The sequence below is a fragment of the Zoogloea sp. 1C4 genome (assembly GCF_009469605.1).
Taxonomy (GTDB): Bacteria; Pseudomonadota; Gammaproteobacteria; order Burkholderiales; family Rhodocyclaceae; genus Zoogloea; species Zoogloea oryzae.
This window is the reverse complement of sequence record NZ_SSXU01000011.1, coordinates 35,636-51,758: the sequence shown is the minus strand read 5'-3', so window position 1 is coordinate 51,758 and position 16,123 is coordinate 35,636. Positions and strand designations below refer to the sequence as shown.

General features: G+C 71.9%; 16 protein-coding genes. All 16 read left to right on the top strand.

The genetic code is table 11. From position 1 onward, the window contains the following. Nucleotides 1-103 precede the first annotated feature (103 nt). Entirely contained in the window at nucleotides 104-1,534 is a 1,431-nt protein-coding gene (locus GH681_RS14105; protein ID WP_153162096.1) for a phage tail sheath subtilisin-like domain-containing protein, read from the top strand. 49 nt (nucleotides 1,535-1,583) lie between these two features. After that, on the top strand, nucleotides 1,584-1,976 hold the full coding sequence (locus GH681_RS14100) for a hypothetical protein (RefSeq protein ID WP_153162095.1): 393 nt from the start codon (nucleotides 1,584-1,586) through the stop codon (nucleotides 1,974-1,976). Between the two features lie 4 nt (nucleotides 1,977-1,980). Continuing rightward, complete coding sequence (locus tag GH681_RS14095; RefSeq protein WP_153162094.1) at nucleotides 1,981-2,799, top strand: hypothetical protein; 819 nt, start codon at nucleotides 1,981-1,983, stop codon at nucleotides 2,797-2,799. Beyond that, the gene (locus tag GH681_RS14090) at nucleotides 2,796-3,974 is read left to right on the top strand and encodes a hypothetical protein (RefSeq protein WP_153162093.1); all 1,179 of its coding nucleotides are present in this window, start codon (nucleotides 2,796-2,798) and stop codon (nucleotides 3,972-3,974) included. Before GH681_RS14095 ends, GH681_RS14090 begins: the two co-directional genes overlap by 4 nt. Then, nucleotides 3,971-5,008 carry a hypothetical protein gene (locus GH681_RS14085; RefSeq protein ID WP_153162092.1) on the top strand — a complete coding sequence of 346 codons (1,038 nt, stop codon included), beginning with the start codon at nucleotides 3,971-3,973 and terminating at the stop codon, nucleotides 5,006-5,008. Before GH681_RS14090 ends, GH681_RS14085 begins: the two co-directional genes overlap by 4 nt. A gap of 96 nt (nucleotides 5,009-5,104) precedes the next feature. Continuing rightward, nucleotides 5,105-5,986 (top strand): DNA circularization N-terminal domain-containing protein, encoded by an 882-nt coding sequence (locus tag GH681_RS14080; protein WP_153162091.1) that lies wholly within the window; start codon nucleotides 5,105-5,107, stop codon nucleotides 5,984-5,986. Further along, nucleotides 5,983-6,540 carry a hypothetical protein gene (locus GH681_RS14075; RefSeq protein ID WP_153162090.1) on the top strand — a complete coding sequence of 186 codons (558 nt, stop codon included), beginning with the start codon at nucleotides 5,983-5,985 and terminating at the stop codon, nucleotides 6,538-6,540. The genes GH681_RS14080 and GH681_RS14075 overlap by 4 nt, the downstream gene beginning before the upstream one ends. Before the next feature lie 5 nt (nucleotides 6,541-6,545). After that, on the top strand, nucleotides 6,546-7,598 hold the full coding sequence (locus GH681_RS14070; RefSeq protein ID WP_153162089.1) for a peptidoglycan-binding domain-containing protein: 1,053 nt from the start codon (nucleotides 6,546-6,548) through the stop codon (nucleotides 7,596-7,598). A 29-nt stretch (nucleotides 7,599-7,627) separates the two neighbouring features. Beyond that, the gene (locus GH681_RS14065) at nucleotides 7,628-8,266 is read left to right on the top strand and encodes a phage baseplate assembly protein V (RefSeq protein WP_153162088.1); all 639 of its coding nucleotides are present in this window, start codon (nucleotides 7,628-7,630) and stop codon (nucleotides 8,264-8,266) included. 7 nt (nucleotides 8,267-8,273) lie between these two features. Next, on the top strand, nucleotides 8,274-8,921 hold the full coding sequence (locus tag GH681_RS14060; protein WP_153162087.1) for a hypothetical protein: 648 nt from the start codon (nucleotides 8,274-8,276) through the stop codon (nucleotides 8,919-8,921). Nucleotides 8,922-8,931: 10 nt separating this feature from the next. Next, a complete protein-coding gene (locus GH681_RS14055; RefSeq protein WP_228111913.1) occupies nucleotides 8,932-9,345 on the top strand; it encodes a DUF2634 domain-containing protein in 414 nt (137 codons plus the stop codon). Next, a complete protein-coding gene (locus tag GH681_RS14050) occupies nucleotides 9,335-10,855 on the top strand; it encodes a baseplate J/gp47 family protein (RefSeq protein ID WP_153162085.1) in 1,521 nt (506 codons plus the stop codon). Before GH681_RS14055 ends, GH681_RS14050 begins: the two co-directional genes overlap by 11 nt. Further along, nucleotides 10,848-12,731, top strand: coding sequence for a hypothetical protein (locus tag GH681_RS14045; protein WP_153162084.1), 1,884 nt, complete (start codon nucleotides 10,848-10,850; stop codon nucleotides 12,729-12,731). Before GH681_RS14050 ends, GH681_RS14045 begins: the two co-directional genes overlap by 8 nt. Before the next feature lie 48 nt (nucleotides 12,732-12,779). After that, nucleotides 12,780-13,256 (top strand): hypothetical protein, encoded by a 477-nt coding sequence (locus GH681_RS14040; RefSeq protein ID WP_153162083.1) that lies wholly within the window; start codon nucleotides 12,780-12,782, stop codon nucleotides 13,254-13,256. Beyond that, nucleotides 13,256-14,632: a tail fiber domain-containing protein gene (locus GH681_RS14035; RefSeq protein WP_153162082.1), complete on the top strand. Its 1,377-nt coding sequence runs from the start codon at nucleotides 13,256-13,258 to the stop codon at nucleotides 14,630-14,632. Before GH681_RS14040 ends, GH681_RS14035 begins: the two co-directional genes overlap by 1 nt. A gap of 12 nt (nucleotides 14,633-14,644) precedes the next feature. Next, nucleotides 14,645-16,111 carry a hypothetical protein gene (locus tag GH681_RS14030; protein ID WP_153162081.1) on the top strand — a complete coding sequence of 489 codons (1,467 nt, stop codon included), beginning with the start codon at nucleotides 14,645-14,647 and terminating at the stop codon, nucleotides 16,109-16,111. The last annotated feature ends 12 nt before the right edge of the window (nucleotides 16,112-16,123 follow it).

Sequence of the window (16,123 nt, the reverse complement as noted above, 5' to 3'; positions counted from 1 at the left end):
GCAGACCGCGTTTCCATGACGAAACGCGAACCCTGCGTCATAAACCCTTCGCATCCGCGAAGCGGCCCATCGCCATCGTTCAAAGCGTGATCGGGAGGCCCCCATGACCCTCATCATCCCCGGCGTCGAAGTCACCGTCGTCAAGGAAGTCCTGGCACCCCAGCTGGCCCCGTCGGGCGTGCTGGGCCTGGTGGGCATCGTCGAGAACGCTGCCGAAGGCGTGGGGCGTGCCGCCAGCTGGCGCAGTTTCCTCACCGCCTACGGCGGCGCCAGCACCTTCAGCCTGCCCGAAGCGGCCCAGGCGCTGGCCAACGGCGTGTTCGAGCTGGTGGTGTGCCCGGTGGCCTGCGAAAGCCGGGCGAGCATCAAGATTCCGCCGGCCACCGGCAGTGGCGCGGCCTTCACGCTCTCCGCGAAGGCGCCGGGGCCGTGGGGCAACGCCATCACCGCCAGCATCACCGGCCGCCAGGTGCCCACCGGCAGGAAGACCGCCGAAGGCGCCGACGAGACCCGCGCGGTGTTCGACCTCACCCTGCGCTACAAGGGCACCGCCTACACCGAGGTGCACCGCAACCTGTCGGTAGATACCGGCGACCAGATCCGCAACGCCCGCGACGTGCTGGCCGCGCAATCCCAACTGGTGCGCATCGACGAAGCCCGCGACAAACTCAAGCAGCCCAAGGACAGCCCCGACACCGCGGCCGGCGGCGGCGCAGCCTATGCGCTCGCCGGCGCCGTGGATGCCGAGCCGGACGCCTACCGCGCCGCCGTGGCCCTGCTCGAAAACGAATCCGACGTGGACATGGTGCTCGTCTCGGTGCAGGACACCGCCGACACCACCCGCGTCGGGCGCATCTACGCCGACGTGATCAGCCACTGCGACCGCATGAGCGCCCTCAGCCAGGGCCGCATCGGCTTTGGCGAAGTGCCCGGCGCCAGCGCCAGGGAGATCGCCACCGCCGCCGACAAGCTCACCGGCACGCTGGTGTCCGATCGCTTCGTGCTCGTCGCCCCGGCCGGCGTGGTGGGCGCGGTGGCCGGCATGACCGGCAGCCTCGACTACTTCCAGTCGCCCACCTTCAAGCGCCTGTCGGGCCTCGGCGAGCCCTCGCCGGCGCTGGGCGTCGAATCCCAGCAGGAACTGTTGCGCAAGAACGTCGTGCCCATCGTCGCCCAGCGCGGCCGCGGGGTGATCGTGGTGCGCGGGCTCACCACCGACAACGACCAGATCAGCGTGCGCCGGGTGGCCGACCACGCGGTGCGCGGCGTCAAGACCATCGGCGAGCTCTTCATCGGCCGGCTCAACAACGAGGAAGGCCGCGGCGCCCTCAAGCAGAAGCTGGTGGAGTTCCTCGTCCAGATGCAGAAGGAAGGCGCCATCGTGCCCTCCACCGACGGCACCGACCCGGCCTTCAAGGTGAGCGTGTATTCCAGCCAGCAGGATTTCGCCCAGGGCATCGTGCGGGTCGATCTGGCGGTGCGCCCGGTGCGCGCCATCGACTACATCTACGCCACGGTGCTGGTCCAGGTGTAAGCCCCGGCCGACCGCCTCCTCCAACCCCTGACTCACCGGAGAACCCGCCATGCCGACCGTCTTTTCCGCCAACCGCTCCAGCGTGCTGGTCGATGGCGAAGCCATCGAAGGGCTGCAATCGCTGGCCTTCCGGGTCGTCACCGAGCGCGAGGACATCCGCGCCGTGGGCAGCGACGAACGGGTCGCCGTGAGCTTCGGCCTGCGCACCGTGCAGGGCGAACTCACCGTGCGCTCGGCCAACTTCAAGCTCGACGGCCACCTGGACAAGCAGGCCAAGTTCCAGCTCGTCGCCAACCTCAAGAAGGACGACGCCGCCGACTCGCCCAAGCGCACCCTGTCCTTCGACGACTGCTACATCGAGGACAAGTCGTTCAGCCTCGGCGCCGGTGGCACGGTGGTGACCGCCTACAGTTTCAGCGCCACCCGCGTGCGCGAGGAGTAAGGCCATGAGCAGGCTGGCGCTGGACCTCTCCGGCACGCCCTGCCTGCTCGATTTCGAGGGCTTCCACCGCCCGCTGGGCGTCACCGCCGGCACCACCGCCTTCACCCTGGCGCCCTGGACCTACCGCCGCCACATGGACACCCTGCGCGCCAGCACCCGCGCCGCCGGCCCCGGCCTGCGCCTCGACACCCGACGCCTCACCGCCGCCGTGCTGGCTGGCCTCAACCTGCCCGACGCGCTCGCCCGCGCCCTCGAACCCCTCGCACTGTGGTGGGCCGCCGGCGGCGACGACGCCCTGCCCACCCCGCCGCCAGATGGCGACTGGCTCGACCTGGGCCCCGCCGGCCGCGCCCGCCTGCGCCCGTGGAGCGAGCGCCAGCGCTTCACCGCCCTCTCGGCCGCCCTCGACGGCGAAGGCGACGACACCTGGTTCGACCCGGTGAGCTACCTCGACGCCATGGTCCGCGCCAGCCTGCTGGTGCTCGACGGCCCCGCCCCGCTGGATGATGTCGACGCCCGCGCCACCGCCGTGCTGCTCCACGCCACCGTCGCCCTCAACCTTGCCAGCGACGAGGAAGAAACCCTGCTCGAAGGTGGCCCCGCCGCCCGCGAATGGGCCGCCCGCACACTCCGCCTGTGCCAGGCCCTCGGCTGGACACCCGCCCGCGTATGGGCCACCCCCGCCGCCGAGATCGACCGCCTGCTGCGCCTGCTCGACATGGTCCGCCCGCAAGCCCGGCCCGCCCGCGCCCCGCGCCTCGCCGACCACCCGGACGCCACTGTGATCCGCATCGAGGACGATCCCCCGAGGGCCGCGCGATGATCTCCGCCCACACCACCCCGGCCGATCTCGTCGCCCGCATCCTCCAGCCCCTCGCCCGCAGCCTGGAGGAAGCCCGGCAACACCTCGCGCTGGAAGACGTGGACGACACCCCGGCCGACGAGGAGAGCCCCCCGGCGCCCGACGCCGCCCCGGTGCTCCGGCTCACGCCCCACGGTTCCGCTTCTCACCTCCAGCCGCCCCCCTCCAGCGGACGCCACACCACGCCCGCGGCCGGGATCGACCGCTCCGGGCCGCAAGCGACACCATCGCTCCGCCCGCGGGCGCCGGTAACACCGGCCAGCGCGGCAGCCGTCACACCCGGCGCTGCGCCGAGCGTCCAACCCGCGTTTTCAACAGCCGGCAATACGTCGTCAGCTTCCGTCGCCCCGCCGGCAGCGGGTACCGCCCGCCAAGTACCGGCCTCCGCCCCGGAACCTGCGAGCCCACCGGCCACGGCCCCGACGCCCGGCCAGTTTCGCACCGGCACCGCTCCGCACTCGCCCGAAGCCGTGCTCGACGCAGCCCCGCAACCTGCAAGTCCGCCCGCCGCCCCGGGCGAGCGTGCAAGCACTGCGCCGTCGCCGGCCGCGATCCGCCTCGTCCGCACCGACGCCCTCGCCGACCAGCCACCCGCACCGTCCGTCGCCGCAAACGCCGCCGCGTCGACCACGCCCGCCACCCTCAAAACAACCCGCCCGGCAGGCACACCCCCGCTGGCCGCGGTCCATCCCGGCCCCCCCGCGCCAGCCCAGCCCACCAGCACACCGTTGGCACATCCGCCCCGCCACTGGCGCCTGCGCCCCGCCGCACCCATCGAAACCACGCCCTCCGTCGCCGACGACACCCGGGGCGCCGATACCACCGAGGCTCCCGCACCAGCCCGAGCCACCGCCGCGCCGAGCCTGCTCCCGCGCAACCCGGCACTGACCCGCGTCATGCAGGCGATGGACCCGGTGCTCGACAAGGCCTGGCAGCTCACCGACGCGGCCCTGCCCGCCGGCCGGGACGCGCCCTCCGACATGGCCGCCGAAGCTCCGCGGGTCACCAACCAGTTCAACGTGACCGTCGCCCTCGGCGCGGCCACCGACACCGCCGGCCGCGACCCGCGCCAGCTGGAGGACGCCCTCGTGGCGCTGCTCCGCGACGCAGCCCGGCGTCAGGGGCTGGACGTATGAAATCCGCCACCCCGCGCACCGCGTTCCGCATCCAGGTGGGCGGCGCCACCGCCAGCAGCACGGCCAGCGAATCCACCCGCCAGCTGCTGCAGCTGCGCGTCGAGCTGGACATGGACGGCCCGGCCGCCCACTGCTTCATCGAGCTCGCCGATGGCCTGCCGCCGGCATCGGGCGATCCGGTGGAGGTCAAGCTCGACGTGGGCAGCGGCATGGTGGCGGTGTTCACCGGCACCGTGGCCGCGGTGGAGGCCGGCACCACCGGCCAGCGCATCGTCGCCCACGGCGCCTTCACCCGCCTGGGCCAGACCGAGGTGGAAGGCAGCTACGAGAGCGTCTCGGCCGACTTCATCATCAAGGACCTCATCAGCAAGGCCGGCGCCACGGCCGGCACCATCGCCAAGGGGCCGGAGCTTTCCGCCTGGGCGCTGCACCGAGGCCCCACCGCCCTGAGCCACCTGCGCGGGCTAGCCACGCTGTGCGGTGCCGGGCTGTTTGCCGACGGCGGCGGCAAGATCCACTGCGCCACGCCCAAGTCGGGCAGCGCCGATCATCAGTTCACCTTCGGCGAGACGGTCACCCAGCTAGCCCTCCAGCAGGTGCCGGCGGCCTTCGACAGCGTGGAGGTGTGGGGCGAAGGCGCGGCCAGCGCCAAGGGCGCCGACAAGGCCCACTGGCTCAGCACCGATCTGTCCGGCGTCAGCGCCAAGGCCTGCATCACGCCCGACGGGCAGGTGCAGGCCGGCAAGCTGGGCGAACGCCCCCTGCGCCTGCGCGAAGGCGCGCTGCGCTCGGGCGAGGCGGTCGAAGCCGTCGCCAAAGCCTGGGCCGCCGGGCTGGCCGCGCGCCTGCTGCGGGGCAGCGTCGAAGTTTTCGCTGCGCCAACGGTGCTGCCGGGCGATCTGGTGGAGATCGCCGGCCTGCCCGACGGCCACCCCGCCGCCGGGCTCCTCGGCCAGGGCCGGCTGCTCCACGTGCGCGCGGTGCGCCATGTGCTCGACCGCCAGCGGGGCGCTTTGACCCGCTTGGGATTCTGACGGGAGGCCGGCCATGAGCGACACCGCCCGGCCGCCCGAAGGGGGCGCTCATCCTCCCGCGGGGAGGTGGTCACGCAGTGACCGGAGGGTCGTCCAATGACGGTACGCATCGGCAAGATCGAACTCACCTGCGTGCAGGATCTGCACACCGAAGAGGCGCGCACCCTCGTCGAGCAGCGGGTGCCCGAGCAGCAGGGCAGCGTGTTCCAGGATCTGGGCCGCGAGCCGGTGACGATCCTGATCGACGGCCTGCTGTTCGGCGACGAATCCCTGTCGGCCCTCGAGACCCTGCGCCAGGCCCACGCCAAGGCCGAGCCCCAGTCCTTCGCCGCCGATCTGGTGGTGGGCACCGACCTCACCGAAGTCATCATCGAGGACTTCCGGGTGCGTCAGGTGGCCGGCTACAAGGACCGCTACCGCTTCAGCCTGCGCCTGCGCGAACACATCGAGCCGCCCCAGGCCAGTGACGCCGCCGTAGCCGACGTGAACGCCGGCGTGGCTGCCGACGGCGCCGCGTGGGGCGACACCAGCCTCGCCGCCGCCGGCGTGCTGCAGGATCCGGCCTCGCTGCCCGCGGCGCTGGCCGCCAACCCGGCCCTGCTCGAAAACCTCGACATGGACGCCCTGGGCGACGCCGTCGCCAACAACCTGGACAACCTCGACACCGGCCAGCTCAACGGCGTGCTCGACACCCTCGCCGCGGCCGACCCCACCAAGGCCGGCGGCTTCTTCGAGGCCCTGGGCAAGGCCGGCGCGCTGGGCGGCATGCTCGCCAAGTACGCCCAGGAGGGCGCCGCCTTCCTCAAGCAGCTCGACCCGTCCAAGCTCAGCTCGCTGATGAAGGCCTTCTCCGGCGGGCTGGATTTCCTCAAGCAGCTCAAGGAGGTGGCCGACAGCGCCACCCGCCTCGCCGGCTCCATCAAGGATCTCAAGCTGCCGCCCGAGCTCGACCGCATCATCAAGGGAGGGCTGAAGTGAGCACGCCCGCCGACGTGGTCCGCGATCTGGCCGGGCTGGTGAAAAGCCTGGCCGCACTGCTGGAAACCCAGACCGCCAAGGAAATCCCCAACATCGCCCGCGACCTGGGCGCCCAGCCCCAGCTGGCCCAGGGCGTGGACGCCCTCGGCCGGGTGCTCTCCGAGATCCGCGGCGGCGCCGTGCCCCTGCGCCGGGCCGCCCTCGACGCCGACGCCCTGGTGGCGCTGCTCGGCTGCGTGCCGGGCTTCGTGGCCGGGGTGGGCGACGCGGCCGATGCCGGCGGCGGCTGGCTGGCCGAGATGGGCATCGGCCTCGCCGACGCGGCCCAGTCGGCCCACACGGTGTCCGACCCGCTGCGCCAGGTCTCCGGCGTGCTCGACATGGGCGTCGATGTGGCCGAGGGCGCCGTGTCCCTGCTTGCTCCCGCCGAGTGGCGCAACCTCATCGCCGCCCTCGACCGTCTGTCCGCCGCACTGCTGGCCCTCAAGACGCCAGCCCCCCCGACCACCCCGACGACGCCTTCCACCCCTGGCGCCGCCCTTTCTGGAGGATAAGCATCATGGCCGACAACCTTCCCGCCACCACCGACGACGGTCGTGCCGACAACCCCTTCCGCACCGTCGCCATCCTGCTCGACGGCGTGCGCGTGGCCCTCGAGAGCAGCAAGCGCCAGGACCAGGCCCCCCGCTGGGTGCGCGTGGTGCGGGTGCGCGAGTTCCGCGACGACGCCATCGCCAAGGGCGTGATGAAGGCGATGGACGTGCTCACCCTGGCCGTCGCCTACCTGCAGCGCTTCACCCTCGACGCCAACGACCTGCTGATCCAGGGCGACGCCGCCAAGGCGCTGGTCGAGGTATCGGCCGAGTTCGTGAAGACGGCCACCAGCAAGCAGTTCATCAACGCACTGGAAGTGGCCGTGGGCCAGGACCCGAGCCCCGATTCGCCGATCCCCGACGTGGGCAACATCATGGACAAGATCGTCCAGATCGCCGACAAGGTGCCCGAGCCCGACGACCTGAAGGTGATCGGCGCGGCGCTCTACAAGCTACTGGGCATCGAGCAGGCGCCGCTGGACGAAGCCAAGCTGGGCGCCGCCACCGAGAGCCACATCGTGGTGGAGCGCACCGGCAAGCTGCGTCTGGTGCAGTTCGCCTTCGACCAGAACTTCCGACTGCAGAACTTCGGCAAAGGCGCCAGCCAGTCGTCGCTGGACGTAAACCGCCTGGGCGCGCGCCGCCTGTGGGAAGCCACCGACGACAAGCTGCCCGCCAAGTCGGTGGGCAAGTTTGGCGAGGCGCCGGACGTGGAGACCATCTGGGAGCTGGATTTCTCCACCGACAAGAAGGGCATCGACGCGCAGGAGCTCAACAGCGTCCTCGAAGCCCTGGGCTACACCGAACCCGCCGTGGACGACCGCAAGAAGTTCAGCCCCGCGCTCACCGGGCGGCTGCGCACCTTCCAGCAGCTCAACGAGCTTCCGCTCACCGGCGCGCTCGACAACGCCACCCTCAACCGCCTGTTCCACCTGGATTTCGACGCCAAGAACCTCAAGCGCGCCAAGCGCTACAAGGCGGACGCGCTGCCCAAGGGCTTCGACCCGATGAAGAAGTGAGCCCACCCCCCGGCCGGTAGCGACACGCCATGAGCGACCCGATCGACATCATCCGCGCGGTGGTCCGCGACGAGCTACGCAGCCTGCGCCTGGGCGAGCTCGCGGTGGTGACCAGCGTCTTCCCCCACACCGGGGCGGACGACGGCAACAACCTCGAGTGCACCGTGCAGCTGCGCGAAGGCGGGCTGGAACTGCGCAAGGTGCCCATCGCCACGCCCCACGTGGGCATGGCGAGCGCGCCCCAGGTGGGCGATCTGGTGCTGCTCAACTACGTGGGCGGCGACCCCAACCGGGCGGTGGTCATCGGCCGGCTGTACTCCGAGAAGATCAACCCGCCCCTCCACAAGGAGAAGGAGTGGCACGTGTTCGCCACCGCCGACGGGGTGAGCAGCTTCGCCATCGACGCGGACGAATCCTGCATCGTCACCGCCGGCAAGACGGTGGTCACGGTGAAAAAGGACGGCAACGTGGAGGTGCTGGGCGAGGCGGACCTGACCATCGAGGCCAAGGGCAAGGTGACGATCAAATGCACCGACTTCACGCTGGATGCCTCGGGCAACGTGGATCTGGGCAAGGACGGCGCTGGCGTGATCACCGAGAAATCCCACAAGTGCTACTTCACCGGCAAGGCGCTGGTGCCCTCCGGCACCGTCAAGGCGAAAGGCTAGGCTAACGATGCCCGCTCCGAGTCCATCCCAGATCGAATCACCGACCAAAGGTTTTCTCAACGCCGCCGGCCTGCAGGGCGAAGACGTGCCGGGCCTCGCCGCGGCCATTGCCAACACCACCGGGCAGGCGCTCACGATGTTCCTGTCCCAGGCCATGACGATGCCCGGCATCCCCGTGGCGGCCGACCCGATCAGTGGCAGCGGCGCCAGCGCCGGCCCCGGCAAGCTGATGCCGCCGCCGGCGGGCGGCCCCGGCGCGTCGCAGCTCGAAGGCCTCGCCAGCGGCCAGTGCCAGGCCCAGGGCCTGCGCGGCGAAGACGCCGACGGGCTCGCCAAGGCCATCGCCGGCACCGTCGCCCAGGGCATCGCGCTGTTCTGCGCCCAGAGCATGGTGATGCCCGGCATCCCGGTGGCCGGCTTCGTGAGCAGCGGGCCGGGCATGCTCCAGCCGGTGCCGCTGGCGTCGACGCTGGAGGGCATCGCCAATGGCCTGCTCAGCCAGAACGGCATCCGCGGTGAGGCGGCGCCCGATCTGGCCAAGGCCCTCGCCCAGGGCGTCGATCTGGGCCTGACGATGTTCGCCGGGCAGGTGATGGTGTCGCCGGGCATCCCCTGCCCGCCGGGCGCCAGCGCCGGCCCCGGCCGGCTGATGTGAGGACGCGCTGATGGCCATCGATCCCTTCGGCACCGATCTGCGCCTCGTCTTTGCCCGCGGCAGCGAGGGGGCCGATCTTGCCGTCGGCCTGCAGGATCTCGAAACCGTGAGCGGCGTGGAGAACCTCGTCCAGGCCCTCACCCTGCGCCTGCTGGTGGACCGGGGCGAGCTCGACGGCCTCGGCCACCCGCGCTACGGCAGCCGCATCCGCGACCTGATCGGCGAGCCCCTCGACCGGGCCAACCTTGAACTGCTGCGCCGCTACGTGCGCCAGGAGCTCCTCCGCGACCCGCGGGTGGAGGAAGTCCTGCAGGTGCGCGTCACCCCCCACGAACCCACCCGCGACGGGGTGGACGTGGAAGCCCGGGTGCGCGCGGTGAGCGGCCTGGAAACCAGCCTGGAGGTGCGAATCGATGGCACTTGAGCGGGTTTATCTCAAGAAGGGCTTCTCGGAGGTGGTGGACGCCCTGCTCGCCGACATCGCCTCGGGGCTGGGCGGCCGGCTGGCGCTCACCGACGCCAACGAGGGCAGCGTGGTGCGCACCCTCGCCGAAGCCTTCGCCCGGGAGCTGGCGGTGTGCTACGAGCAGCTCGACAGCGTGTATCGCAACGCCTATCTCGATTCGGCCAGCGGCCCGGCCCTCGACAACGTGGTGGCGCTGCTGGGTCTCGAACGCCAGCGGGGCGGCCATCTGGAAGGCACCGCCGTGTTCAGCCGCGGCCAGCCGGCGCCGGAGGACATCCACATTCCGCTGGGCACACTGGTGGCCGGGCGCGACGTGCCGCTCTTCGCCACCACCGCCAACGCGGTGCTCGACAAGGGCGAACGGCTGGTGGTGGTGGGCGTGCGGGCGGTGGAACCGGGCGGGACGACGGTCAAGGCCGGCGCGCTGGCCAGCCTGCCGCGCCCCATCGCCGGCATTGACCAGGTGAGCAACCCGGGCGATCTGGTGCTGCGCCAGCGGGAGGAAACCGACGACGAGCTGCGCGCCCGCGCCCGCCGGCTGGTGCTGTCGTCCAACACCGGCACCGTCGCCGCACTCGAAGAGGCCGCCCGCAGCCTGGGCATCCGCGAAGTGCAGGTGATCGAGAACCCCGGCGGCCGCCCCGGCGAAGTCGAGGTGGTGCTGGGCGACCGGGACATCGGCAGCGAACTGCTCGAAGAGGTGAGGAACCGCCTCGAGAACGTCCGCCCCGCCGGCATCGTGCTGCGCTGCGGGCCGGCCACCCCGGTGTTCGTGCAGATCACCGCCACCCTCACCCTCAACGCGGTCTTCTCCGAGCGCGAGCAGGCCGACATCCTGAAACGCCTCCGCGCCGTGCTCACCGACTACTTCGGCGCCCTCAAGGTGGGCGAGGCGGTGCGCGACGCCAAGATCCGCGCCCTGCTGCTGGGTCACGAAGCGGTGGTGGGCTGCGAGCGCACGGGCCAGCGCCCGCTGCTGGAGCCCTTCGTGTGGAAGGACGGCAGCGGGCTCGAATCCGTCGCCTACCGGGCGCTGATGGGCAACGGCGACGTGCTGGCCGGCCCCGGCGAGCGCATCGGCCTCTACCCAGAAGCCCTGCCCCTGCGCCTGAGCCTGGAGCCGCCCAAGCTCGACCTGTGGGTGGACACCACCCTCACGGTGGCCGCCGGCACGCCCACCGCCGGGGTGCAGGCGCGCATCACCGGCGCCATCAAGGACGTCTTCGACAAGGCCGCCGGCCGGGCCACCCCGGACGCCCCGGCAAGCATCGCCTACGCCGCGGTGCGCGAGGCCGTCACCAACATCATCCCGCCCGAGGCCATCGTGCGCCTGCGGGTCACCGTCACCCACCAGCGCGACGGGCTGGCCGAAGAGCTCGACGACGACACCGACCAGGCCAGCATCGGCCCCCGCGAACAGCCTATGCCGCGCAAGCTCACCCTGCGCGCGGAGGGCAGCGATGGCTGACCTGCGGGTGCGCCGCGAGCGCCTCCTCGCCCTCCTGCCGCGGATCTTCACCGCCCAGCCCTCGTCGAGCGCCGTGGGCGCGCTGATCGACAGCATGGCGGCCAGCCTCGGGCGGGTGGACGACACCCTCACCCGCATCCAGTACGACCGCTGGGTCGGCCTCGCCAGCGCGCAGCTGCCCGCGCCGGACGAAGCCAGCGCCCTCGAAGGCCTGGGCCGCCTGCTGCAGGTGTCGCGCCTGCCACCGCGGGTCCACCACGCCGGCTACAGCCGCAACCCCGGCGAGATCAGCGTGCGCTTCGACCACGTCGCGCCGCTTGCCGACGCCCTCGACGAGCTGGTGGGCAGCGGCTGGCGGCGCAGCCAGGGCGGCCAGCCGCCCGACGACCCGGCGGTGCTCCTCGCCGCCCGCTTCGACGGCCTGCGTTTTGTGCTCGGTGGCGACGGCCAGGGCCTCACCGCCGAGCCCGATCCCGCCGCCCCGCCCGAAACCGCCCCCGCCGCCCTCGCCCGCTTCCAGGCGGTGCTCGACCCCGAACCCGGCGAGACCTTCCGCCAGCGCCTGCTGATCACCGCCCGGGTGCGCACCGGCGGCCTCACCACGCCCCGCGCCCTGCTGTCCCTCGCCATCGCCGACCTGGGCGCCGAGCCCTGCCCGCGCCTCGAACGCCGCCAGGACGCCACCCTCGCCTTCGGCATGCCGCCGGGCACTCGCAAGCGCTGCGCCGGCTGTACCGGCAGCGACCGCACCCAGCCCTGTCCCAGCCGCGCCCAGGCGGTGGTGGAAGCGTGGATCACCGAGAACCCGACCCTCGCCGCCCGCCACGTCGAGCCCGCGCCGCGCCTGCGCCGGGTGTTCACCGTAACCAGCGCCAGCCTGCACCCGGATCGCCCGGTGGTCACCCTTGGCGTGCGCGACCAGCCCGCCCCCTACCCGGCCCTGCGCAGCCTGGGCAGCGGCGAGATCACCCTCTACGCCGGCACCCTTCAGCCCGGCGACACCCTCGTCCTGTACCCGGCCGTCAGCCCAGCCGAGACGGCCCCCTTCGACGGCTTCGACGCCCCCGGCCACCACGCCTGGGCCGCCAACCACCCGGCCGGGCGGGCCGTGCTCATCAACCGCGAGGGCCACGAGCGCGACGTGAGCAACTCGATCTTCTACCTGTGGGGCAACCGCCTCGACGACCGCGGCGCCGCCTTCGGCAGCATGCGCTGCGGGGTGCTGGAGCAGCGCGTGCTCACCCCCCGCCTCGCCCCCGGCGCCAACGGCTGGATGCTGCTCACCTTCGCCCAGCCCGACGCCGCCTTCGCCGGCCCCGGCGATACCGTGCACGCCTCCCGCTTCGCCGGCCACGACGACCTGGACGGCACGCGCTTCGCGCTGCTGGACGGCACCATCGGCGAAGGCGACGCCCGCTACGCCTCGGTGCTCCTCGAATCCTTCAACAAGACCGACACCGGCGGCACCACCGAGACCGACACCGCCCACACGCCGCGCCTCAGCCTGCGCCTCGACTGGATGACCCGCCCGCCGGCCAGCATCCGGCTGCGCATCCCGCGCAACGAATGGGTTGCCGCCGCCGCCGCCCGGGGCGCGCTGCCGCTCCTGCGGGACGACATCGCCCGGGCCACCGCCGCCGGCGTGCGCGCCAGCATCGACTTCCCCGAACCCACCCACCGCGACGCCCTAAACAGCGCCGAGCGCCTGGGCCTCGCCACCGGCCAGCGCTGGACCGAGGACGCCGCCCCCGCCGACGGCCCGCTGCGCTTCACCCTCGCCACCACCCTGCGGGACGCCCACGACAGCGCCGACGGTCCGTTCTCCGTCGGCGGCGTGTTCGACACCACCCGCCTCGACTGGAGCCACAGCCGATGAGCCCTCGCCGCCCGCCCTCCAGCCCCGCCCCATCGAAGGAGTGACCCCATGCCGATGCACGAATCCCACGGTCTCGCCGGACGCCTTTCCATCGAACTGCGCGACGCCAGCGGCCGGCTGGTGGACGCCCGCCGGGTGAACAACCTCATCACCAGCGCCGGCCGCGCGCTGCTCGCCCGGCTGTTCACCGGCAGCGCCCAGAGCCCGGATCTGCAGATCGCGGTGGGCCGCTCGGCCGCCCCGGCGCAGGTCACCGACACCGCCCTGGGCGATTTCGTCGTGGCCGCGCCCGCCACCATCCCCAGCGTTGCGAGCGGCGACTACGAAGGCCAGCCGCGCGTCATCGCCCGGGTGGTGGCCACCCTGCCGCCCACCGGCAGCGCCGACCCGCAGCCGCTCCAGGAGGCCGGGATCCTGATCAGCGTCACCGGCGCCGAACCCGTGCTCTACAACCGCGTCACGTTTCCGGTGGTCAATCGCGCCGGCAACCTGGAGATGACGCTCAGCTGGGAGGTGATCTTCTGATGGCCGAAACCCCCACCCCCTACATCCGGAAGGAGCCTGGCGACATCATGCTCGCCGCCGACTGGAACGAGATCCAGGTGCGCGCCCGCACCGAGCTGCGCACCCACGACCACACCGGCGACGCCACCCGCATCCCCCGCGACGGTATCGCCGACAAGGCCATCGACGGCAGCAAGGTCGACCCGGAAAGCCGGCTCACCCTCAAGGGCCTCGCGGTGGGCGGCCCCCTCAAGGTCAGCGGCACCGCCCAGCTCGCCGACATCCAGGCCACCCTCGCCAGTCTCAGCGGCGATCTCGCGGTGGGCACCGACGCCCCCGAGAACGGCGAAGGCTGGAGCCGCGTGGTGGACATCCTGGGCGGCGCCCACGCCAAGCTGTCGATCCGCGCCGGCGGCGTGGACGGCCGGGTGATGGCCCACGGCGCCGGCATCTACGGCGCCGACGCGGGCCTGATCGTCGGCACCCGCAGCGCCCACCCGCTCAGCCTGATCGTCGGCGGCGAGATGCGCCTGCGCCTGGGCATCAAGCAGGACCCGGGCCTTCCGATCCTCGACCTGTTTCCCAGCCAGAGCCTCCTGCGCATCTCCGCGTCGGGACGCACGGGCACGACGACCGCCCCCGCCCTGGGCCCCGGCGAAGCCGAGATCCGCAACGACACCGACAAGTACCAGACCCTGATGCTCATGGGCAACCGCAGCGCCGGCCTGGGGCGGCGTGTTTCCGTCTGGGACCGCCTGGAGGTCAATGGCGCGCTCGTGCTCGACTACACCGTCGACGCCCCCCCGGCAGGCACGCCCAAGTTCGCCATCTGGAACAAGCGCGACGAACCCAGCGCCCCCGAGAAAGGCTATCTGAGCGTCACCCACAGCCTCAACATCGTCAACGCGCGCACCGGCGACACGCGCTTCCAGCTCAACGTGAACGACGGCGTGCTCCAGACCGACGTGCTGCGCCTGGGCAAGAAATGGCGCATGTCGGCCGTCGGCGACGCCCACGGCAACGACGGCTGGCTGCGCCTGTTCAACGTGGACAACACCGGCTACTACGGCGGCTTCGCGGCCGGCGAAATGTGGTGCACCAAAGGCGGCTTCACGGGCTCCGACCTGCGCCTGAAGGACAACGTCCGCGTCCTCGAAAACGCCACCGCCGCCCTCTGCAAGCTGCGCGGCGTGCGCTTCGACTGGCGCAGCGGCGGCCGCTCCGTCGGTCTGATCGCCCAGGAACTCGAGGCCGTACTCCCCGACGCCGTCGCCGAAGGCCCCGACGGCTGGAAAGGCATCAACCCGGCGGCGGTCATCGGCCTGCTCGTCCAGGCCGTGAAAGAGCAACAGGCCATGATCGACGAACTGCGCGCCGCGCTGCCGGCCCACCCCTGAGGAAGACCCACCATGGCCGACCGCCCCACCCCCTACGTCAAACGCACCGCCGGCGACATCATCCGCGCCGACGAATGGAACGAAGTCCAGATCCGCGCCCAGGAAGACATCGCCGCCCATAACCACACCGGCGGCTTCGGCGCCCCGCTGCCCCGGGACGCCATCCAGAACAAGGCCATCGACGCCAGCAAGCTCGACCCGGACAGCAGGTACGCCATGAAGGAGCTGACCGTCGGCGGCCCCCTCAAGGTCACCGGCACCGCCCAGCTCGCCGAAATCCGCGCCGCGCTGGCCAGCTTCTCCGGCGCGAAGCTCACCACCAGCGGCGACGTGGGCGTCGGCACCGCCACCCCCACCGCCCGGCTCGAGGTAAGCACCCAGAACGACCGCGGCTGGGACGGCAACAAATCGAGCCTGCGCATCGTCTCGCCCGACACCCGCTACTTCCTCGACGTGAAATCCTTCGTCGTCGCCAGCGGCAACGTGGGCTACCAGTTCTCGCCCACCGGCGAAACCGGCACCGCTACCGGGCTCAGCCTCGACACCAACGGCAATCTGGGCATCGGCATCGCCCGCCCGGGCGCCCGGCTCGACGTGGAAGGCGGCGCCCTGCTGGGCTACGCCAGCTCCCTCAACGCCGGCGGCCTGCCGGGAGATTTCGGCATGCCGCTCAAGTCCGGCTTCTACCAGAACGGCGGTGCCGAGCTCACCGGCGACGTGCCCGACGGCACCCACCCGTGGACCCACCTGATCGTCTGCCGCCACAGCAACACTACCAACAACTATCAGCTGCAGATTGGCGCTAGCTACGCCGAGAACGACCGGCTGTTCTTCCGCAAGATGGCCTCGGGCAGCCTGACCACCGCGCAGAACTCCGCCTGGAACGAACTCGCCACCCGCGGCGCCAACACCTTCGCGGGTAGCCAGGCGATCACCGGCAACGTGACCATCACTGGCAACCTCGGCACCAACGGCTTCCCGCCAACGCCCAAGACCCGCGGCTGGGGCGGCGGCATCCACACCTGGGACGTCGAAGCCGAAGGCTCGATGTGGTCGAAGAACGGCGTGCAGACCGGCGCCCGCGATCTGGCCGAAAACTTCGCCACCCTCGAAGCCATCGAGCCGGGCGACGTGGTGAGCCTCACCGCCGACGGCAGCGGCGTCGAACGCTGCCGCCAGCCCCACGACCCGCTGGTACTGGGCGTCGTGTCCACCGAGCCCGGCATGCTGCTGGGCGCCGACGCCCTCCAGCACGAGCGGATCGCCGGCGAGCAGCCCATCGCCCTGGCCGGCCGCGTGCCGTGCAAGGTGTGCGCCGAGAACGGCCCGATCCGCAAGGGCAACCTGCTGGTGCCGGCATCGCTCCCCGGCCACGCCATGCGCGCCGGCGACAACACCACCGGCTGCACCATCGGCAAGGCCCTGGCCGATTTCGACGGCGACACCGGCCTCATCGACGTGTTCGTCTTCCTCCGCTGACCTCAACCGGAA